Source organism: Streptomyces achromogenes subsp. achromogenes (genome assembly GCF_000720835.1).
GTDB lineage: Bacteria > Actinomycetota > Actinomycetes > Streptomycetales > Streptomycetaceae > Streptomyces > Streptomyces achromogenes.
The window spans coordinates 127,092-147,184 of record NZ_JODT01000020.1 but is presented as its reverse complement, the minus strand read 5'-3'; the positions used below and the strand labels follow the sequence as shown (position 1 = coordinate 147,184).

The window sequence follows — 20,093 nt, the reverse complement described above, 5'->3', positions numbered from 1 at the left end:
GCGGAGTTTGGCGGTGCGGCGGCCCAGGGGGTCGTAGGTGTAGCGCCAGCGGGTGCCGTCCGGTGTCACCACCGACGTCAGGCGGTCCTCGGCGTCCCACTCGTAGTGCCAGGTGTCCGGCTTGCGCGACAGGCGGGGCTTCCGGCGCAGGGTGATGCGGCCCAGGGCATCGGTCTGGTTGCCTGCCTCGTCGTAGGCGTAGCGTTCCGTCCAGCCTGCCGCGTGGACCGCCGTCACTCTGCCCGTCGCGTCCAGGTCGAAGCGGCGGAGGCCGGAGAGATGGTCCTCGATGGCGGTCACGTTGCCGTCGGGGCGGTAGGTGTACGTCCGGTGCTGAACCCTCCGGCCGCCGGCGCCGGTCACCGACTGGGTCGTCAGGCGGCCCAGCGGGTCGAAGGACTGCTCCAGGGTGATCGTTCCGCCGACCAGGCGCCTCAGTTCGTGCCCGGCCTCGTCGTACGTGAAGTCGATCGTCCGGCCCGATGCCACCAAGGCTGTGCGGCGGCCCAGGGCGTCGTACGTGTACGTCACCGTGCGGCCGTCGACCGTTTCCGAGCGTAGGTTGCCGTGGCGGTCGCGCAGGAGGGTCAGGGTGGTGCCGTCCGGGCCGACCGCGTGGGCGAGTTGGTCGGTCAGGTCGTAGGCGTACGTCGTGACCCGGCTCGCCACGGTCTTGCGGATCACCTGGTCCAGCGCGTCACGCTCGAAAGTCGTCACCTCGCCCAGGGCGTTGCGGCGGGCGGTCAGGCGGCCTGCCGCGTCGTGTACACCGGCTGGAAAACGCCAGTGATCAAGACGAGTCCACCATCGGGAGCGGCACCCAAGGACGGCGGTGGCGAGGTTCTGCTTGGAGTCACGGATGTGGATGGTGGTGGGGCAGGCGGCCACCTCTACGCACTCGCCGCCCTCGCCATCGCTCCAACGACGCCTAACACAATGAGGTGGTTCGGCGCTGATGGCCGTGTCCGGGGTGCGAGTTGAGCGTTCGGCGCTGATCGCGGCCGAGCCGGCGTCGAACGCGGTCCGGCACGGGCACGTACCCGGGCGCGACTTCCGGCTCCGGCTCACCTCGTCGGACGACGCGCTGCGGCTGAAGGTGTCGGACACGCGGAGCGAACGGCTGCCGGAGGTGCGGGAGCGGTGTGGCGAGTCCGGGCGGGGGCTGATGCTGGTCGGGGCGCTGGCCGACAGGTGGGGGGGCGCGCCCAGGCAGCCGGGGAAGACCGTGTGGGCCGAGGTGTGGCCGAGTCCCGTCACCGGGTGGTGACGGGACTCACAGGGACGAGAACGAGGACGGGGGTCAGCCCGCGACCGACACCGACGGCTCGCCGGAGGCCACGCCGTCCTGCTCCATCTGCTCGGCCAGCTTCATGGCCTCCTCGATGAGGGTCTCCACGATCTTGGACTCGGGGACGGTCTTGATGACCTCGCCCTTGACGAAGATCTGGCCCTTGCCGTTGCCGGAGGCCACGCCGAGGTCGGCCTCGCGGGCCTCGCCGGGGCCGTTGACGACGCAGCCCATGACGGCGACGCGGAGCGGGACCTCCATGCCGGTCAGACCGGCGGTGACCTCTTCGGCCAGCTTGTAGACGTCCACCTGGGCCCGGCCGCAGGACGGGCAGGAGACGATCTCCAGGCCGCGCTGGCGCAGGTTCAGGGACTCCAGGATCTGGATGCCGACCTTGATCTCCTCCACGGGCGGGGCGGAGAGGGAGACGCGGATGGTGTCGCCGATGCCCTGCGACAGCAGCGCGCCGAAGGCGACCGCGGACTTGATCGTGCCCTGGAAGGCGGGGCCGGCCTCGGTCACGCCGAGGTGCAGCGGGTAGTCGCACTGCTCGGCGAGCTGGCGGTAGGCCTCGATCATGACGACCGGGTCGTTGTGCTTGACGGAGATCTTGATGTCCCGGAAGTCGTGCTCCTCGAAGAGGGACGCCTCCCACAGGGCGGACTCGACCAGTGCCTCGGGGGTCGCCTTGCCGTACTTCTGGAGCAGGCGCCGGTCCAGGGAGCCGGCGTTGACGCCGATCCGGATCGGGGTGCCGTGGTCCTTGGCGGCCTTGGCGATCTCCTTGACCTTGTCGTCGAACTGCTTGATGTTGCCGGGGTTGACGCGGACCGCGGCGCAGCCGGCCTCGATGGCGGCGAAGACGTACTTGGGCTGGAAGTGGATGTCGGCGATGACCGGGATCTGCGACTTCTTCGCGATGGTCGCCAGCGCGTCCGCGTCGTCCTGGGTGGGGCACGCCACACGCACGATCTGGCAGCCGGAGGCGGTCAGCTCGGCGATCTGCTGGAGGGTGGCGCCGATGTCGGACGTACGGGTCGTGGTCATCGACTGGACCGAGACCGGCGCGTCCCCGCCGACCGCCACGCTTCCGACCTGGATCTGCCGGCTCTTCCGGCGCTCGGCGAGCTTGGTCGGAACGGACGGCATGCCGAGAGAAATCGCAGTCATCTGCTGTGCAACCCCAAGTCGTGGTTCAGGATCCGGGTCCCGTGAACGGCGGGCTCCAGGGTCCGAGATTACGGCACCGGGCGGTGCGCCACACATCACACCCGTAATCCGGCGCGTGCCCGGGCGGCCCGGAACCCCGGGGGGTTCCGGGCCGTGTGAACACCGGGTGGCTAGGAGATCTTCACCGGGTTGACGACGTCCGCGATGAGCACCAGGACGGTGAAGCAGACGAAGATCCCGGCCACCACGTACGCCACCGGCATCAGCTTGGCGACGTCGAACGGGCCCGGGTCGGGGCGGCGCAGCACCCTGGCCAGGTTCCGCCGGAGGGCCTCCCACAGGGCGCCCGCGATGTGCCCGCCGTCCAGCGGGAGCAGCGGGAGCATGTTGAACAGGAACAGGGAGAGGTTGAACATCCCGAGCATCATCACGAACATCGCCACCTGCTGGGAGGCGGGGATGTCCAGGGTGGCGATGTCGCCGGTGATGCGGGCGGCGCCGACGATGCCGACCGGGGAGTCCGGTTCGCGCGGGCCGTCGCCGAAGGCGGCGTCCCACAAGGCGGGGATCTTGCCCGGCAGGGCGGCGAGGGAGTCGACGGCGTCGCCGACCCGGTCGGTCATCCACGACACGGAGTCGTCGAAGTCCATCTTGACCACGCCGGTGGCGGCGCCGAAGCCGAGGAAGCCGGCCTCGACGTACTTGCCCTGGACGTAGCCGCCGTTGGAATCCTTCTTGGCGACCAGGTTGGTGGCGATCTTGGCGTGCAAGGTGAGCTGCTTGCCGTCGCGCTCCACGACGATCGGCACGTCCTTGCCGGCGCTGTCCCGGATGAGGTCCGAGAGGGTGTCCCAGTCCTTGGTGGGTTTGCCGTCGAAGGAGACGATCTTGTCGCGGGTGTGGATGCCGGCGGCCTGGGCCGGGGAGGGCTTGTCGGTCTTCTCGCAGGTGTCGCGGTTCTCGCTCTGGGCGATGACGCAGGGCGAGACGGAGGCGACGGTGGTGGTCTGCTGCTGGACGCCGAAGCCCATGAGCACGGAGAAGAACAGGCCGATCGCGAGGACCAGGTTCATGAAGGGCCCGGCGAACATGACGATGACCCGTTTCCACGGTTTCCGCGTGTAGAACATGCGCGTCTCGTCGCCGGGCTGGAGTTCCTCGAAGGCCGCCGAGCGGGCGTCCTCGATCATGCCGCGCCACGGGGAGGTGGAGCGGGCGGTGACCCGGCCCTGGTCGTCGGGCGGGAACATGCCGATCATGCGGATGTAGCCGCCGGCCGGGATGGCCTTGATGCCGTACTCGGTCTCGCCCTTCTTGCGTGACCAGATGGTCGGGCCGAAGCCGACCATGTACTGGGGCACGCGGATGCCGAAGAGCTTGGCCGTGGACAGGTGTCCCAGCTCGTGCCAGGCGATGGAGACGAGCAGGCCGATCACGAAGACCACTATGCCGAGGATGAACATCAAGGTCGTCATGCACGCGCCTCCGCGGTCGCCGTCGTGGCTGTGAGTTCGCGGGCCCGGGCGCGGGCCCAGGTCTCCGCTTCGAGGACGTCCGACACGGTGAGTGAGGTTCCCGTGGCCGGGGTGCCGTGCTCCTCGACCACCCGGGTGACGGTCTCCATGATCCCGTTGAAGGGCAGCGCGCCGTCCAGGAAGGCCGCGACGCACTCCTCGTTGGCCGCATTGAACACCGCCGGGGCCGTGCCCGCGAGCCGCCCCACGTGCCGGGCGAGGTTCACGGCGGGGAAGGCCTCGTTGTCCAGCGGGAAGAATTCCCAGGTGGACGCCTTGCTCCAGTCGAAGGCGGGCGCGGCGTCGGGGACGCGTTCGGGCCAGCCGAGGCCGATCGCGATGGGCCCGCGCATGTCGGGGGGCGTCGCCTGGGCGATCGTGGAGCCGTCGGTGAACTCGACCATCGAGTGGACGTACGACTGGGGGTGCACGACGACCTCGATGCGCTCGAAGGGGATGTCGTACAGCAGGTGGGCCTCGATGACCTCCAGCCCCTTGTTGACCAGCGTCGCGGAGTTCACCGTGATCACCGGGCCCATCGCCCAGGTGGGGTGGGCGAGGGCGTCCTGGACGGTGACGCCGGCCAGCTCGGCCTTGGTGCGGCCGCGGAAGGGGCCGCCGGAGGCGGTGACGACGAGCTTGCGCACATCGGCGCGGGTGCCGGCGGCGAGGGCCTGGAAGAGGGCCGCGTGCTCGGAGTCCACCGGGATGATCTGGCCGGGCTTGGCGAGCGCGGTGACCAGCGGGCCGCCGACGATCAGCGACTCCTTGTTGGCGAGCGCGAGGGTGCGGCCCGCCTCCAGGGCGGCCAGGGTCGGGGCGAGGCCGATGGAGCCGGTGATGCCGTTCAGGACGGTGTGGCAGTCGGAGGCGGCGACCTGGGTGGCCGCGTCGGGCCCGGCGAGGATCTCGGGCAGCGGCTCGGTGCCGTACGCGGCGGCGAGCGCCTCGCGCAGCGCGGGTACGACGTCCTCGCGGGCGACCGCCACGGTCCGCACCCGCAGCCGGTGGGCCTGCTCGGCGAGGAGGGCCACCCGGCCGCCGTTCGCGGACAGGGCGGTGACCCGGAAGCGGTCGGGGTTGCGCAGCACGAGGTCGATGGCCTGGGTGCCGATGGATCCGGTGGAGCCGAGGATCACCACGTCCTTGGGTCCGTCGGCGGCGACGGGGTCGTAGACGAGGTGCGGATCGGCGAGGGGTGCCGGATGGGCGGGACTGTCGGTCATCCTCCCATTGTTGCGGCACGCGGCGGCGGGCCGGACAGCGCGTCCCCCGGGTGGGTGGGGTGGCCGGAATTCCTCCTGTGAAACAGACATGAAGATCTTGTGATAAACACTTCGTTCCGCATGATTCACGGACGACATCCTGGGGGGATATCTCCATGCGCTCTGTGCGCCTCCGCGCCGCCCTGCCCGCGCTCGCGGGTGCGGCGCTGCTCACCGGCACCCTGCTCAGCACCCCGGCCCAGGCCGCCGGCGGTGTGAAGATCCACCACGTGTGGTTCGACAGCCCCGGCTCGGACAACCGCTCCAACAAGAGCCTGAACGGCGAGTGGGTCCAGCTGAAGAACACCAGCGGCAAGGCCGTCTCGCTCAAGGGCTGGGTGCTGAAGGACGCCTCCAACCACAAGTACGTCTTCCCGGACGTCAAGATCGGTGCCGGCAAGTACCTCAAGATCCACACCGGCGGCGGCACGAACACCGCGTCCGACCGGTACCAGGGCCGCCGCGCCTACGTCTGGAACAACGACAAGGACACGGCCACCCTGACCAAGGCGGGCGGCGGCAAGGTCGCCTCCTGCTCCTGGACGACGCGGGACCCGAGCGACAAGTACTGCTAACTCCCGTAGGGGCGGCGGGCGTTCTCGCCGGCCGGGGGGCCGGGGGTCGCGTCCGCGATCCACGGCCCCTCCCCCGACGGGTCGAGGATGCCCTCCTCCAGCCAGGTGTGGGAGCCGGCCAGGACCGCCTTGACCAGTTTCCGGTCCAGGTCGTCGGTGTTGGTCCACAGGCGGGTGAAGAGTTCGTCCACGCGGATGCGGGCCTGGCGGCAGAAGGCGTCGGCGAGCTGGTAGGCCTCGCGGCCGTGGCGGCCCTCGGCGCGCAGCCGCTCGGCGCGTACGCAGGCCGCGCTCATCGCGAACAGTTCCGCGCCGATGTCCACGATCCGGCCGAGGAAACCCTGCTTGGTCTCCATCCGGCCCTGCCAGCGGGACATGGCGTAGAAGGTGCAGCGGGCGAGCCTGCGGGCGGTGCGCTCGATGTGGCGCAGGTGCCCGGAGAGGTCGATGCCGTGCCGGAACTCGCCGTACGACGTGGGGAGTTGACCGGGGCCCGCGAGGAGGCTCGGGAGCCACTTGGCGTAGAAGACGCCCGCGTTCGCGCCCGCCCTCGCCTTGTCGGCCAGGGACGTGCCGGGGTCGATCAGGTCGCCGACGACCGAGAGGTGGGCGTCCACCGCCTCCCGGGCGATCAGCAGGTGCATGATCTCGGTCGAGCCCTCGAAGATGCGGTTGATGCGCAGGTCGCGCAGGATCTGCTCGGCCGGGACCGCGCGTTCGCCGCGCGCCCGGAGGGACTCGGCCGTCTCGTAGCCGCGTCCGCCGCGGATCTGGACCAGTTCGTCGGCCATCTTCCACGCCATCTCGGAGCCGTAGAGCTTGGCGAGGGCGGCCTCGATGCGGATGTCGTGGCGGTCCTCGTCGGCCATCTGGGAGGACAGGTCGAGCACGGCCTCCAGGGCGAAGGTCGTCGCCGCGATGAACGCGATCTTCGAGCCGACGGCCTCGTGCAGCGCGACCGGCTTGCCCCACTGCTCGCGCTCCGCCGCCCACTCGCGGGCGATCTTCAGACACCACTTGCCGGCGCCCGCGCACATCGCGGGCAGTGACAGCCGGCCGGTGTTGAGGGTGGTGAGCGCGATCCTCAGGCCGGCGCCCTCGGGGCCGATCCGGTTCGCCGCCGGGACGCGGACCCGGTGGAAGCGGGTGACGCCGTTCTCGATGCCGCGCAGGCCCATGAAGGCGTTGCGGTGCTCCACGGTGATGCCCGCGGAGGCGGCCTCCACCACGAACGCGGTGATGCCGCCCGGGTGCCCCTCGGACTGCGGCACCCGCGCCATGACCACGAGCAGATCGGCGACCACCCCGTTGGTGGTCCACAGCTTCACCCCGTCCAGGACGTAGTCGTCGCCCTCGGGCACGGCCGTGGTGGCCAGCCGGGCCGGGTCGGAGCCCACGTCCGGCTCGGTGAGCAGGAACGCGGAGATGTCGGTGCGGGCGCAGCGGGGCAGGAAGGCGTCCTTCTGCTCCTGGGTGCCGAACAGCTTCAGCGGCTGCGGCACGCCGATCGACTGGTGGGCGGAGAGCAGCGCGCCGACGGCGGGGCTGACGGAGCCGACCAGGGCGAGGGCCTTGTTGTAGTAGAGCTGGGTGAGGCCGAGGCCGCCGTATTGGGGGTCGATCTTCATGCCGAGGGCGCCCAGTTCCTTCAGGCCCGCCACCACCTCGTCGGGGATGCGGGCCTCGCGCTCGATGCGGGCGGGGTCGATCTGCGTCTCGCAGAAGGCGCGCAGCCTCGCCAGGAACTCCTCGCCGCGCCGGACGGACTCCTCGTCGGGCAGCGGGTGCGGGTGGATGAGGTCGAGCCGGAAGCGCCCGAGGAACAGCTCCTTGGCGAAGCTGGGCCCGCGCCAGTCCTGCTGCCGGGCGGCCTCCGCCACCCGGCGGGCCTCGCGCTCGGTGACGGCGGTGCGGGGGGTGGTGGTGGCGGACATCGAGGCTCACCTCGGCGCGGAGAAGGACGACCGGGACCGATCGGCACCGACCGGTGCTACTGGATCGTTGGTACCCGAAACGGGCGGGGCCCACCACCCGGACGTCAGCCGGCCGGGTTTAGCGTGGAGCCCTCGGCGGCCGACGTCCGGCGCGGCGGGTGCCGTGGCCGGGCCGGGGAGAGGGAGAGACCTGACCGAGGGCTCGGCCGGAATGCGCTGTCGAAGCGCTTCGACAGCCTATGGACACCCTGCCGTCCCTGGCTATAGGGTCGATGACACCCTCACCCACCCCGTCGGCAACGCGCAGTGTCGAAGCGCTTCACAAAGCTTGGAGAGCTGGATGGTCACCCTCGCCGAGGTCGCCCAGCACGCCGGAGTCTCGGCGAGCACGGTGAGCTACGTCCTCAGCGGCAAGCGGTCCATCTCCGCCGGCACCCGGCAGCGGGTCGAGCAAAGCATCCGGGAGCTGGGCTACCACCCGAACGCGGGCGCCCGCGCCCTGGCCGGCAAACGGTCGAACATCATCGCGCTGATGATCCCGCTGCGCACCGACCTGTACGTGCCGGTGATGATGGAGATCGCCATCGCCGTGGCCACGACCGCCCGTACGCACGGCTACGACGTCCTGCTGCTCACCGGCGAGGAGGGGCCCGACGCGGTGCGCCGGGTCACCGGCAGCGGGCTGGCCGACGCGATGATCCTGATGGACGTGGAGCTGGAGGACGAGCGGCTGCCGCTGCTGCGGGGCACCGACCAGCCCTCCGTGCTGATCGGCCTGCCCGCCGACACCGACGGCCTGACCTGCGTGGACCTGGACTGGAGCGCGACCGGCGCGCTGTGCGTGGAGCACCTGGCCGGGCTCGGGCACCGCGACATCGCCGTCATCGGCGAGGCCCCGGCGGTCTACGAACGGCACACCGGCTTCGCCGAGCGCACCCTGGACGGGCTGCGCTCCGCGGCCCGCGAGACCGGTGTGCGGCTGCTGCACCGGCCGTGCGAGGGCGGGTACGACGCGATGGCCCTCACCCTGGCCCGGGTCTTCGACGAGCGCCCGGCGACGACCGGGTTCGTGGTCCAGAACGAGTCGGCGGTGGAGCCGTTGCTCGCGCTGCTGCGCCAGCAGGGCCGGGCGGTGCCCGAGGACGTGTCCGTGGTCGCGATCTGCCCCGACCAGGTCGCGGTGCAGGCCTCGGTGCGGCTGACCTCGGTCGCCATCCCGGCCCAGGAGATGGGCCGGCGGGCCGTGGAGCGCCTGGTGGCCAAGCTGGAGGGGCGCGGCGGCGACGAGGTGGTGCTGCTCGCGCCCGGGCTGACCCGGCGGGCGAGTTCGGGACCGGCACCGGCCGCCTCCTGACGGCGCGACGCCGGTCCCGGTCGGTCAACTACCGCTGACCGTCAGGTTGTTGGTGGTGAAGTCCAGGCCGCCGGACGAGGACGTGATCTCGTAGCCGAACTGGACGTCGCCGATGGTCTCGTTGCCGAACCAGCCCTTCGTGTCCTTGATCCACTTCAGGATCGGCAGGATGTTCACCGTGCCGGAGCTCGAGTTGGAGGTGCGGATGAAGGAGAAGACCTCGTTGGCGCCGTTGTTGCCCTTGTAGACGGTCCAGGTGTGCCCGCCCAGGGTGACGTTGCCCTGCGAGGTGCCGAGGGGTCCGACGGGTCCGGTCTTGTTGACCCAGAGCATGATCTCGTAGTCGTAGTCCGTGTCCCAGATGTCGTACGACGTGTTGTACGCGCCGGACGCCGGGACGGTGACGTTGTAGGCGCTGGTGAGCGAGGTCAGGGAGGTGATCGGCTTGTTGATCACCTTCTTGGCGTTGGGGTAGGACTTGATGCCGCCGGTGTTGGGGTGGTCGGCGTGCACGCCCCAGTTGGTGCCGGAGTTGGCCCAGACGCACTGGCTGCCGGCGCCGGAACCCCAGATGTTGTTGTAGAGGGTGTAGCCGTTCAGGCTGGTGTTGCCCCACTGGTCGCAGGTGCTCCAGACGGCGGCGGAGGCGGGCGCCGAGGCGAGGCCGACGGTGGCGCCGAGGGCGAGTGCGGGGGCGATCAGGGCCTTGGCGACCCTGCCGATGGTGCTCGTGACCATGGTGTCCCTTCCATGGGTGGGGGTGTGGGGAGTGTTCACCGCGCCCTCAGGGCGAGGACGCGGTCTTCCCCGGCGACCAGTTCGAGGGGTTCGGTGCCGGAGGAAGTCCGCAGTTCGACACGGTGGGTGCGGCCGGGCCGTACGACCGCCCGGGCGCCGTCCGGGCCCCAGGCGAGATCGACCTCGGCGCCGAACCGGGTGCGGATCCCGCGCAGTTCACCGCGCGGACAGGCGTCCGGGACGGCGGGCAGCAGGATCAGGCGGTCCGGGGTGGACTGGAGGAGGGTCTCGATGAGCACGCCGGGGAGGGTGTGCGCGGCGTCCGCGTTGTAGACGTCGCGGTGGGGGTAGTGGGCGCTCATCAGGGAGGCGTGGAAGAAGTCGCCGTCGAGGACCCGGCGCAGGGCGCGCCCGGCCCGGTCCCCGTCGCCGAGCCGGGCGGCGATCAGGGCGTGGTGCAGATGGCCGTGGGCGGAGTCGTTCTCGGCGCCGCGCAGTTGAAGCGCCCGGTGGGCGGCGGCGGCCAGGCGCGGGGTGTCGTACGGGGTGATCTCCTCCAGGGGCCAGACGCCGTAGAGGTGGCTGAGGTGGCGGTGGTCGTAGGTGTCGTGGAGGCCGGGCCAGGCCCATTCGGCGAGGGCGCCGTCGGAGTTGATCCGGTGCGGGGACAGCCGCTCGGCCAAAGCCCGCCATTTCTCCGCGTGTTCGGGGTGGTAGCGGGCGGCGGTGAGCAGGGTGTGCCGGGCGGCGGAGAGGTCCATGGCCGCGTTGAGCGCTCCCCAGCTGCCGTTCGCGGGGCGGTTCTCCGGGGAGTAGGACGGCACGATCACGAGGCGGCCGTCGCTGTCGGTGCGGGTGAGGAAGTCCTCGTAGAAGAGGGCGGCCTCGGCGAGGGCGGCGGCGGTGCGCGGGTCCTGCTCGCCGCGGATCTCGTCGTGGTCGACCAGCGGTTTGAGCAGCCAGTCGGCGCCCGCGGTCCACAGGTGCAGCGGGTACTCGCGGCTGAAGTGGTACGTCAGCCCGGACTCGCCGTCGCTGTGCGAGGGCGCGACCGCGCCCCGGGTGCCGAAGACCGCGCGGGCGTTGGCCCGCCAGTGCGGCAGCTGCCGGGTGACGAAGGCGGCCAGCGCCTCGGTGACCTCGGGCAGTGCGGCGGCGGGCGCGGCGGCGGTCTGGAGGTTGAGGTTGGCGTTGGTGGTGAACGCCCCGGACCAGGCGGTGTCCCAGTCGCCGGTCCACAGTCCGGTGAGCCGGGGCGGGTGGTGGCCGCTGCTGGAGAGCAGGTGGTAGCGGCCGGCCGCGAACAGCCGCTCCAGCAGGGCCGGGCTGTGCGGGCGCGTCAGCAGCTCGGAGCCGGGCAGGGCGCGCTCGGCCGGGTCGGCGCCGAGGTCGAGGGTGACCCGCAGATAGGCGGGGCGGTGGTGGTCGAGGTGGCGGGCGAGCAAGCCGGCGTAGGGGCGTTCGGTGCCGTCGAGCAGGTCCTGGAGGCGCCGGTACGCGGCGGTGACGTCCGCCTCGCCGGTGTGCCGGAGCACCCGGGTGAGCAGCAGCGCGGAGCGGCAGCCGGTGACGCGGACGCCCGGCGGGGTGAGTTCCGTCCGGCCGCCGGTGACGGCGACGAGGGTGACGCCGGTGTAGGCGCGGTCGCTGTCCGGGTACCGCACGCGCAGGCTCAGCAGGGCGCCCTCGGCGGTGAGCAGCGCGCCGTGGCCGACGCGCAGCCCGGCCGGGGCGCCCGGCAGCCGGTGGTCCAGGGTGACGGCCAGGTCGCCCGCGCTGACCTCGTGCACGATCACGTCGTCCGCGCGGGAGACGAAGACCCGGCCGGCGGCGCCGCGGCCGGAGGCGGTGACCTCGCCGCTGGTGAAGTCGACGGCCCGGCGCGTCTCCCGCCCGCCGCCCGCCGGCCGGCGCACCCGGACCTGGAAGGCGGGGTGGAAGGGCTGCACCCACTGGAGCGGGCGGCCGTCGGTGAAGCGCTCGGCGGCGGTGAGGTCGCCGGCGAGCAGCCGGTCCTGGACCTGGGGCAGGGCGGCGGCCAGCCGGGGCGGCCGGGCGTGTTCGGCGCCGTTGGGCCGGACGAGGGTGTGCTGGGTGACGATGACCCGTTCGTCGTCCGGGTCACCGAACACCAGGGCGCCATGGTGGCCGTTGCCGCTCAGGAAGGCGTCCTCCCAGCGCGCGGCCGGGGCCGGCTCCCAGGTGCCGTGGACCGGCGTGGCACTCATGACCGCAGCACCGCCACGCCGTAGCGGCCGAGGGTGACCGTGTCCGTGACGTCCGCGCCGCCGAGCAGCTCGCGGTGGGTGCCCGGGACCGGGACGGTGACCGGCTCGCGCCCGTGGTTCAGCAGGAACAGCAGGTCGCCCCGGCGCACCGCCTCCACTCCTTGGGGCAGCCCGTCGAGCACCGGCCGGATCCCGGCCCCGGCGGCGATGCCGGCCAGCAGGGAGCGCAGCGCGTCCGGTTCGGGCAGCGTGGACAGGTACCAGGCGCGGTCCCGGCGCAGTACGGCGGGCAGCCCGTCCAGTTCCCCGCCCCGGTAGGGCACGGTCTCGGCGGCGCCGGGCGCCGGCTCGATCTCCTCCGACCACAGCGTGCCGCGGAACCCCTCGCATCCGACGGTCTCTCCCGCGTCCAGCGGCCACCACTCGTGCAGGGTGCGGATGCCGAACAGCTCGCGCAGCCGCGCGTCCATGCCGCCGGGGCGGACCCGGTCGTCCTCGTCGACGACGCCGGTGAGGAAGCCGCAGACGAGGGTGCCGCCCTCACGGGTGTACGCGAGGAGGTTCGCGAGGGCGGAGTCGGAGAGCAGGTACAGCTGCGGGACGACGACGAGCCGGTAGCCGGACAGGTCGTCCTCCGGGTGGGCGAAGTCGGTGGTGAGGTGGGCCTCCCACAGGGCGCGGTGCCAGGCGGTGAGCACCTCGGGGTAGTCGACCCGCGTCGACAGGCGCCCCTCGTGGTCCCCGGCCCACCAGGAGTGCCAGTCGTGCAGGATGGCCACGTCGGCGGTGATGCGGGTGCCGGACACCTGGTCCGCGACCCGGGCGAGGTCGGCGCCGAGCCGCTTGACCTCCTGGAAGGTGCGGCCCTCGGGGCCGGCGTGGCTGACCATCCCGGAGTGGAACTTCTCGGCGCCCTGCCGGGACTGGCGCCACTGGAAGTAGCAGACGGCGTCGGCGCCGCGGGCGACGGCCTGGAAGGACCACAGCCGGTTCAGCCCGCGCGGCTTGGGGTGGTTCACCCCGCGCCAGTTGACCGGCCCGGCCGCCTGTTCCATCAGCATCCACGGTCCGCGCGCCTGCGACCGGGTGAGGTCCTGCACCAGCGCGCCGCGCTGGGCGCCGAGCGGGTCGCGCGGGTCCGGGTACAGGTCGACGGAGACGACGTCCTCCTCGCGGGCCCAGCGCCAGCCGTCCTGCCCGGTCCACAGCGGCATGAAGTTGGTGGTGACCGGCAGGTGCGGGGTGTGCTTGCGGACGATGTCCCGTTCGGCCGTAAAGCACTCCAGGAGCATGTCGGAGGTGAACCGCCGGAAGTCCAGCACCTGGCCGGGGTTCTTCATGTAGTGCGGGCGGCGCGGCGGCAGGATGCCGTCCCAGGTGTCGTAGCCCTGGCTCCAGAAGTCCGTCCCCCAGGCCGAGTTGAGGGCGTCCAGGGTGCCGTACTTCTCGCGCAGCCAGCGGCGGAACGCGGCGGCGGCCTCGTCGCCGTGGTCGAAGGTGCAGTACTCGTTGTTGATGTGCCACATGGTCAGCGCGGGGTGGCCGGCGTACCGGGCGGCCAGGTCCTCGGTGATGGCGGCGGCGTAGCGGCGGTAGGTGGCGCTGGAGTGCGAGAAGTGCTGCCGCCCGCCCCACCACTCGACGCGGCCGTCGGCGTCCCGGGGCAGGGTGTCCGGGTGCAGCCGGCCCATCCAGGGCGGTGGGGAGGCGGTGGGCGTGGCGAGGACGACCCCGACGCCGTGCTCGTGCAGGAGGTCCATCAGCCGGTCCAGCCAGCCGAACTCCCGTGCGCCCGGCTCCGGTTCCAGCCGGGACCAGGAGAAGACGCCGAGCGTGACGGAGTTGACCCCGGCCTCCTTCATCAGCCGGACGTCCTCGTGCCAGGTCTCCTCCGGCCACTGCTCGGGGTTGTAGTCGCCGCCGAAGAGGATGCGGCCCCGGGTGACGTCGGCGAGGGACGGGCTCATGCGGGCTCCCCGTACTGGATGCCCCGCCCGTTGGTGCCGAGGTAGACCCGGCCGTACCGGCGCGGGTCGCCGGTGATGGTCTGCCCGGTCCAGCCCCACTGGTGGGCGTCGTCGTTGACGCGGACCCAGGTGCGGCCGCCGTCGTCGGAGCGCAGGACGGCCACGCCGGAGCCGGTGAGCGCGCCCACCTGGTAGACGGCCGGGTAGCGGGCGCCGGGGGCGGCCTTGCCGAACCCGACGGTGTGCGAGGCCCGGACCCCGTCGGCCTTGGTGAATGTCGCCCCCGCGTCGGTGGACCGGTACAGTCCGTTCTCCTTGGCACTCACCCACAGGTCACCCGTCCGCCCCGGGGCCGCGGCCAGCTGGAACTGGCTGTCGCCGGAGGGCAGTCCCGCGAACCGGGGAGCGAAAGTGCGACCGTGGTCGGTGCTGCCGTACAGGGTCCCGGTGTCGGTGTCGTAGGCGTGGAAGACGGCCGGGTCGACGGGGTCGGCGACCGGGGTGGCGCCTTTGGGGAAGGACGGCACCTCGGCCCAGGTGCGCCCGCCGTCCGCCGAGCGGTGGGCGGGGTACTTGGTGCTGTCCCAGTGCACGAACGTCCACAGCAGCACGCTGCCGTCGGCGCTGACCGCGATGGGGCCGGGGGCGTCCTTGGCGAGGGCGGGCTGGGCCGGGAACGGCGTCCAGGTGCGTCCGCCGTCGGTGGAGAAGGCGCCGTTGCCGTGGTCGCCCCAGCCGGTGCGCACGGCGTACGAGGGTTTCGCCGCGGCCAGCGCGAGACCGGTCGCCGTGCCGAAGACCGGGTTCGTGGCCATGCCGGACTTCGGTGAGGCGGTCAGCCGCTCGTGGTACAGCACCCCGATGTCCCCGTTGGCGCTGATCAGGTGGGCCGGGCCGGCGGGCGGCGAGATCAGCTGCCGGACCGAGGTCTCCTCCAGACCGCGGACCCGGGGCGTCCAGTGCACGAGGTCGCGGGTGCCGTAGACGGTGGCGCCGGTGCCGTAGAGGAGGTGCGCGCTGTCGTACGGGTCCACGGCCACGGCCTGGATCCACCAGCCGAACTTGGGTTTCTCAGCACCCCAGTTGAGATAGGGCGTCTCGGAGACGTCGAGGACTGCGGTGTCCTTCAGGGAGACCCAGCTGCGGCCGCCGTCGGTGCTGCGGTACAGGGTGTCGACCGCCGACCAGCGGTTGTTGGTGGACACCACGACCGTGCCCGGGCGGCGGGCGGCCACGGCGACCCCGCCGTACCCGAAGGTGTCGGCGCCGCCCGGGACGGCCGGGGTGACATCACTCCAGGCACCGGTGACGGTGTCCAGCTTGTGCACGCTGCCGGTGCTCTGCCCGTTCGGGCCGGGCGCGTCGGCGTACGTGACGTACAGCGCGTGGGCGCCCGGGTCGTGGGCGGCGCGCAGGGGCACCCTGGCCGAGGCACCGACGGGCTGTCCGGGGACGGGTTCCCAGGAGGTGCCGTCGGTGGTGCGGTACAGGTTCGGGTGCGCGCTCGTGCCGTCGCCGTCGCCCCAGCCTGCGTAGAGGGTACGGCCGGCGGCGACAAGCAGGGTGACGCCTTGGCCGGTGCCGCTCGGGACGCCCGGGAACCCGGTCTGCCGTTGCCAACTGTCGCCCCGGTCGGTGGACTTGAGCAGCCCGTCGTGGCGGGTGCCCAGCCACAGGGTGGCGCTGTCGCGGGGGTCGACGAGGAGCCGTTCGCCGGTGCCCCGGCCGTCCTCGTTGGCGCCGAGCGGGACGGGGAGGTCGCCGCGGTGCCAGGTGCGGCCGCGGTCCTCCGAGCGCAGCAGGGCTCCGTTGCCGGCCCAGGGCTGGGTGTACGTGCCGAGCGCCAGGTACAGCCGGCCGGGGTGGGCCGGGTCGACCGCCAGGGCCTCCACGCCGAGCAGGTTCCAGTCGTCCCAGCCGAGGTGGTCGGTCAGGGGCGTCCAGCGGTCGGTGTCCCGGTCCCATCGGTAGGCGCCGCCGATGTCGGTGCGGGCGTAGGCCAGGCCGGGGGTGGTGGGGTGGAAGAGCAGACCGGTGACGAATCCGGTACCGCCGATGACCGCGGTGCGCCAGCGGTACGGGGGCCGCTCGGCTTCGGCGGCGTGTACGGGGGTGGGCAGGGCGGACAGTGCGGCGGCTGCCGCCGTTCCGGCGAGAACGGTTCTGCGGGTGGGCATGGGGTACCTCGGGTGGGGAGTCTGGGTGGGTGGTGCGGTGCCGGGGCAGCGCCCCCTCAGGGGCGCGGGGAACTGCGCGATCAGCCACGACGGACCCGCGGTCGCCGGCGGACCGCACCGCACCCTGCGCAGCGCGCCCCCGTCAGCCCTTCACCGCTCCCGTCAGCATCCCCTTGCGGAAATGCTTCTGGACGAACGGTGACAGGACGGCCACCGGCAGCAGGGCCAGGACCATCACGGCCATCTGGATGGCCAGCGGCGACAGCTGCCCGGTGTTGATCTGGGCCGACAGACCCACCGGCCGTTCCTGCTTCTGCACCAGCTGGATCATCACGTTCTGCAGCGGCATCATCTTCTGGTCGGTCAGATAGATCGACGCGTTGAACCACGCGCTCCAGTACCCGACCGCGTAGAACAGCGTGATCACCGCGAGCACGGCCCGGGACAGCGGCAGCACGATCCGCCACAGGATCCGCCAGTCCCCCGCCCCGTCGATCCGCGCGCTGTCGACGAGTTCGGGCGAGATGCCCATGAAGAACCCGCGCAGCACGAGGATGTTGAACACGCTCACCGCGCTCGGCAGGATCAGCGCCAGATAGGTGTCGGTGAGGCCGAGCGCCTGCACCAGCAGGTACGTCGGGATCAGCCCGGCGCCGAAGAACATCGTGGCGAGCAGCGTCATCAGGATCCAGCGGTGGCCCAGCGAGTCCCGGCGGGACAGGCCGTAGGCGCACAGCACCGACACCGTCATGCTGAACAGCGTGCCCACGAGGGTCACCCCGATGCTGACCAGCGCGGCCCGCTGCACCTGGCCGCCGCCGAGCAGCTCCTGGTAGGCGACGAACGTGATGCCCTTGGGGACCACCACGAGCCCGCCGGTGTCGTCGATGACCTTCTTCGGGGACAGGCTGGTGACGATCACGATCCACAGCGGGAAGAGCACGGCGAAGCACGCGATCCCGAGGACCAGTCCCTTCGCGGCGAGCCCGGCCTTCGCCGGCTCCTCCTCCCAGACCGGCCGGGGCGGCGCGGCCCACCGGCTCCGCTCGCGTGCGCCCTCCGGCACCGGCCGGCCGACCACGGCGCTCACTTCTTGTACACCCCCTGCTCGCCCATCAGGTGGGCCGCCTTGTTCGCCACGAGGACGAGGGACAGTCCGACGACGCCCTTGATCAGGCCGGCCGCCGCCGCGTAGCTGAAGTCCTGGTTGCGGATGCCGTTCCACCACACGTAGGTGTCGAGCACCTCGGAGGCGTCCGGGCCGACCGCCTGCCGCTGGAGCAGGAACTGCTCGAAGCCGACGGAGAGGGCGTCGCCGACGCGCAGCACGAGCAGCAGGGCGATCACCGGCCGCAGCGCGGGCAGCGTGATGTGCCACATGCGGCGCCAGCGCCCGGCGCCGTCCATCGCGGCGGCCTCGTACAGGTCGTGGGGGACGGCGGCGAGGGCAGCGAGGAAGACGATGATGCCCCAGCCCGCGTCCTTCCAGACCATCTCGGCGGTCACCAGGTATTTGAAGACCGCCGGGTCGGTCATGATGTCGAAACCGGGGTGTCCGTGTTCGCGCAGCGTCTGCGCGAGGACGCCGGCGCCGCCGAAGATCTGCTGGAAGACGGTGACGACCAGCACCCAGGAGAAGAAGTGCGGCAGATACATGACCGCCTGGGCGACGGCGCGGACCCGGGGCCGGATCACGCTGTTGATGAGCAGGGCCAGCGCGATCGGGATCGGGAAGAACAGCACCAGCTGGAGCAGGAACAGCACGAACGTGTTCTGCACGGCGTGCCAGAACCCGGCGTCCTGGAAGACCCGTTGGAACTGCTCCAGGCCGACCCAGGGGCTCTGGAAGACGGCGATGAAGCCGTTGTCGCTGAGGTAGGGGTCGTAGTCCTGGAAGGCGACGACGTTGCCGAGGATCGGCACGTAGTTGAAGACCAGGAGCAGCAGCACCACGGGCAGGGTCATCAGGATCAGCGTGCGGTCGCGCCGGAACCTGGTGCGCAGGCCGGTCCCCCGGGTGCGTTCCCGGCGTCCGGGGGCGCCGCCCGACGCCGCCGGTTTCCGCTTCTCCCCGGCGCCGGCGCGGGGCACGGTGGAGGTCACTGCGCCGAACCGGTGGAGTCGAGCAGCTTGCGGTACCAGTCGCGCAGGTCGTCGCCGCCCTGCTTCTTCCACTCGGAGACCGCCTGCTGTACGTCACCGATCTTCTTCCGGCCGCGGACGACGTCGTCCTCCAGCTGCTCGAAGTCGTCGGCGAGGTTGGACCAGCGGCCGGGTTCGGTGATCGTCAGGCCGTAGAAGGAGGACTTCTTGGTGAAGGCGCCCATGCGCTGCTGCCACTCGATCATGCCCCGGGTGACCTCGGGGAAGTCGGGGTGGGCGACGTAGGCGGCGGGCTTGCCGGTGTAGTCGAAGGCGCCGAGGACCTCGTTGACGCCCTTGGTGGTCTTGGTGGGGACGCCCTTCTTGTCCAGGGTGAAGTCGGTGCCCTCGACGCCGTACTCGGCGAGCAGGCGCTCCTTCGTGCCGTAGGGGGCGGCGCAGAAGTTGGCGATGGCGAGGAAGTCCTTGATCTTCTGCTCCGACGCCTTCTTGTTGACGAAGGTGAAGATGTTGCAGGGCTGGCCGGCCCACAGCAGGGGGTCGCCGCCGTCGTGGGTGAAGATGTCCATCGCGGCCATCTCGAAGTCCGGGTTCTGGGCGTGCTGTTCGGAGGTCTTGCCGAACCAGTCGGACAGGTCCTGGTTGTAGACGAGGAGTTTGCCGGCGGTGAAGCGGGTGCCGGGCGGGTTGGTGGTCTTGCCGGCCTTGTCGTCGGGGTGGACCACACCGGCGGCGAACAGCTTGCGGGCCCACTCCAGGGCTTCGAGGTACTCCTCGGTCTCGATGCGGTTGATCAGCTTGCCGCCCTGGAGGTTCCACCACAGGGCCTTGTCGCCGCCGTTGAGGACGCCGAAGGCGTTGAACGCGGTCCACTTCATGTCGGAGCAGGCCCACACCCCGCCCTTGGCGTCGGTGGCCTCCTTCGCCCAGGCGAGGAACTCGTCGGTGCTCTTCGGGAGTTGCCAGCCGCGCTTGTCGAAGACGTCCTTGCGGTAGAAGGGCGCGATGTTGGGGACGTAGGAGCCGGGCAGCGGGATCGCGCGCAGCTGTCCGCCGAAGATGCAGCGCTGCCAGGCGTCGGTGGGGACGGCGGCGAGGTTGGGGTAGTCCTTGACCTTGTCGCCGGACAGGTACGGGCCGAGGTCGGCGAACTTGGCGTTGACGGCGTTGGGGATCTTGCCCATCAGATTCCAGCCGGGGACGACCACGACGTCCGGGATGTCGCTGGAGGCGAGGATCGCGCCGAGCTTCTCGTCGTAGGTGTTGCCGTCCTGGTTCTGCCACTTGGCCTTGACGCCGATGGCCTCGTTCATGGCCGTGTAGTACGGGTTGCCGTTGTCCGGCGGGGTGCCCCACAGCGGTGCCATGATCGTCAGCTCGCCGCCGCTGCCGAGCTTCTTCGGCACCGAGGTCTTGAGCCGGTCGAGGGCGATGGCCTTGGTGAAGCCGGCGGCGGAGCCGTTCCTGGCGGGGATGTCGGGGGCGACGACGCTCGATGCCACGTACGCGGGGAGGATCTTCCGGGCCGCCTTGCCGGTGGTGGTGCCTTCCTTGCGGCCCTCCTGCCCGCCGCCGCAGGCGGTGAGCAGCGGGAGTCCGCCGGCCACCGCCGCGGCGGCGACCGCGGTGGAGGCGAGGAAGCTTCTCCTGCTGGAGGCAAAGGAGGCGGCGTTCGGCGTCATTGCGTCAACCCTTCATGGCGCACCAGGACACCCGGCGGTGGCCGTCGGTTGCGGTGTCTTCAGTGGATCGGCTGAGCGGAAGCGCAGGGTGCGTAGGC

The 20,093-nt window shown here is 71.6% G+C and carries 14 protein-coding genes and 2 pseudogenes; 3 read left to right on the top strand and 13 right to left on the bottom strand.

The window, feature by feature from the left end; translation table 11 throughout:
• Positions 1 to 765, bottom strand: a pseudogene (locus tag IH25_RS0121835) (type IV secretion protein Rhs); the annotation flags it as partial.
• Positions 766 to 807: 42 nt separating this feature from the next.
• A pseudogene (locus IH25_RS43105) lies at positions 808 to 1,068 on the bottom strand (DUF397 domain-containing protein); the annotation flags it as partial.
• Between IH25_RS43105 and IH25_RS0121830 the strand changes: the two are divergent.
• A complete protein-coding gene (locus IH25_RS0121830; protein WP_051754070.1) occupies positions 956 to 1,267 on the top strand; it encodes an ATP-binding protein in 312 nt (103 codons plus the stop codon). The pseudogene IH25_RS43105 and the gene IH25_RS0121830 overlap by 113 nt on opposite strands.
• Before the next feature lie 33 nt (positions 1,268 to 1,300).
• Here IH25_RS0121830 and ispG read toward each other — a convergent pair whose 3' ends face one another.
• From ispG to dxr, 3 genes are all read right to left on the bottom strand, one after another.
• Positions 1,301 to 2,458: a flavodoxin-dependent (E)-4-hydroxy-3-methylbut-2-enyl-diphosphate synthase gene (ispG, locus tag IH25_RS0121825; protein WP_030613009.1), complete on the bottom strand. Its 1,158-nt coding sequence runs from the start codon at positions 2,456 to 2,458 to the stop codon at positions 1,301 to 1,303.
• 170 nt (positions 2,459 to 2,628) lie between these two features.
• Positions 2,629 to 3,933, bottom strand: a complete 1,305-nt coding sequence (locus IH25_RS0121820) for a M50 family metallopeptidase (RefSeq protein WP_030613006.1) — start codon at positions 3,931 to 3,933, stop codon at positions 2,629 to 2,631.
• Entirely contained in the window at positions 3,930 to 5,198 is a 1,269-nt protein-coding gene (gene dxr, locus IH25_RS0121815; protein ID WP_030613004.1) for a 1-deoxy-D-xylulose-5-phosphate reductoisomerase, read from the bottom strand. Before dxr ends, IH25_RS0121820 begins: the two co-directional genes overlap by 4 nt.
• A 155-nt stretch (positions 5,199 to 5,353) precedes the next feature.
• On the opposite strand from dxr, the gene IH25_RS0121810 reads away from it, so the two are divergent.
• Complete coding sequence (locus IH25_RS0121810; RefSeq protein WP_030613001.1) at positions 5,354 to 5,812, top strand: lamin tail domain-containing protein; 459 nt, start codon at positions 5,354 to 5,356, stop codon at positions 5,810 to 5,812.
• On the opposite strand, the gene IH25_RS0121805 is transcribed toward IH25_RS0121810, so the two are convergent.
• Positions 5,809 to 7,746 (bottom strand): acyl-CoA dehydrogenase family protein, encoded by a 1,938-nt coding sequence (locus IH25_RS0121805; RefSeq protein WP_030612998.1) that lies wholly within the window; start codon positions 7,744 to 7,746, stop codon positions 5,809 to 5,811. The genes IH25_RS0121810 and IH25_RS0121805 overlap by 4 nt on opposite strands.
• A 340-nt stretch (positions 7,747 to 8,086) precedes the next feature.
• On the opposite strand from IH25_RS0121805, the gene IH25_RS0121800 reads away from it, so the two are divergent.
• Positions 8,087 to 9,100 (top strand): LacI family DNA-binding transcriptional regulator, encoded by a 1,014-nt coding sequence (locus IH25_RS0121800; protein ID WP_030612994.1) that lies wholly within the window; start codon positions 8,087 to 8,089, stop codon positions 9,098 to 9,100.
• A 24-nt stretch (positions 9,101 to 9,124) separates the two neighbouring features.
• On the opposite strand, the gene IH25_RS0121795 is transcribed toward IH25_RS0121800, so the two are convergent.
• The 7 genes from IH25_RS0121795 to IH25_RS0121765 form a co-directional block, all read right to left on the bottom strand.
• The gene (locus tag IH25_RS0121795; protein WP_030612991.1) at positions 9,125 to 9,838 is read right to left on the bottom strand and encodes a glycoside hydrolase family 12 protein; all 714 of its coding nucleotides are present in this window, start codon (positions 9,836 to 9,838) and stop codon (positions 9,125 to 9,127) included.
• A gap of 35 nt (positions 9,839 to 9,873) precedes the next feature.
• Complete coding sequence (locus tag IH25_RS0121790; RefSeq protein ID WP_030612989.1) at positions 9,874 to 12,066, bottom strand: glycosyl hydrolase family 95 catalytic domain-containing protein; 2,193 nt, start codon at positions 12,064 to 12,066, stop codon at positions 9,874 to 9,876.
• Positions 12,063 to 14,033 carry a beta-galactosidase gene (locus tag IH25_RS0121785; protein WP_030612985.1) on the bottom strand — a complete coding sequence of 657 codons (1,971 nt, stop codon included), beginning with the start codon at positions 14,031 to 14,033 and terminating at the stop codon, positions 12,063 to 12,065. Before IH25_RS0121785 ends, IH25_RS0121790 begins: the two co-directional genes overlap by 4 nt.
• Positions 14,030 to 16,210: a sialidase family protein gene (locus tag IH25_RS0121780; protein WP_030612980.1), complete on the bottom strand. Its 2,181-nt coding sequence runs from the start codon at positions 16,208 to 16,210 to the stop codon at positions 14,030 to 14,032. The genes IH25_RS0121785 and IH25_RS0121780 overlap by 4 nt, the downstream gene beginning before the upstream one ends.
• Positions 16,211 to 16,352: 142 nt before the next feature.
• Entirely contained in the window at positions 16,353 to 17,300 is a 948-nt protein-coding gene (locus IH25_RS0121775; RefSeq protein ID WP_030612977.1) for a carbohydrate ABC transporter permease, read from the bottom strand.
• Positions 17,297 to 18,313 carry an ABC transporter permease gene (locus IH25_RS0121770; RefSeq protein ID WP_030612974.1) on the bottom strand — a complete coding sequence of 339 codons (1,017 nt, stop codon included), beginning with the start codon at positions 18,311 to 18,313 and terminating at the stop codon, positions 17,297 to 17,299. The genes IH25_RS0121775 and IH25_RS0121770 overlap by 4 nt, the downstream gene beginning before the upstream one ends.
• Positions 18,310 to 19,995, bottom strand: a complete 1,686-nt coding sequence (locus tag IH25_RS0121765) for an extracellular solute-binding protein (protein WP_030612971.1) — start codon at positions 19,993 to 19,995, stop codon at positions 18,310 to 18,312. Before IH25_RS0121765 ends, IH25_RS0121770 begins: the two co-directional genes overlap by 4 nt.
• Positions 19,996 to 20,093 lie beyond the last annotated feature (98 nt).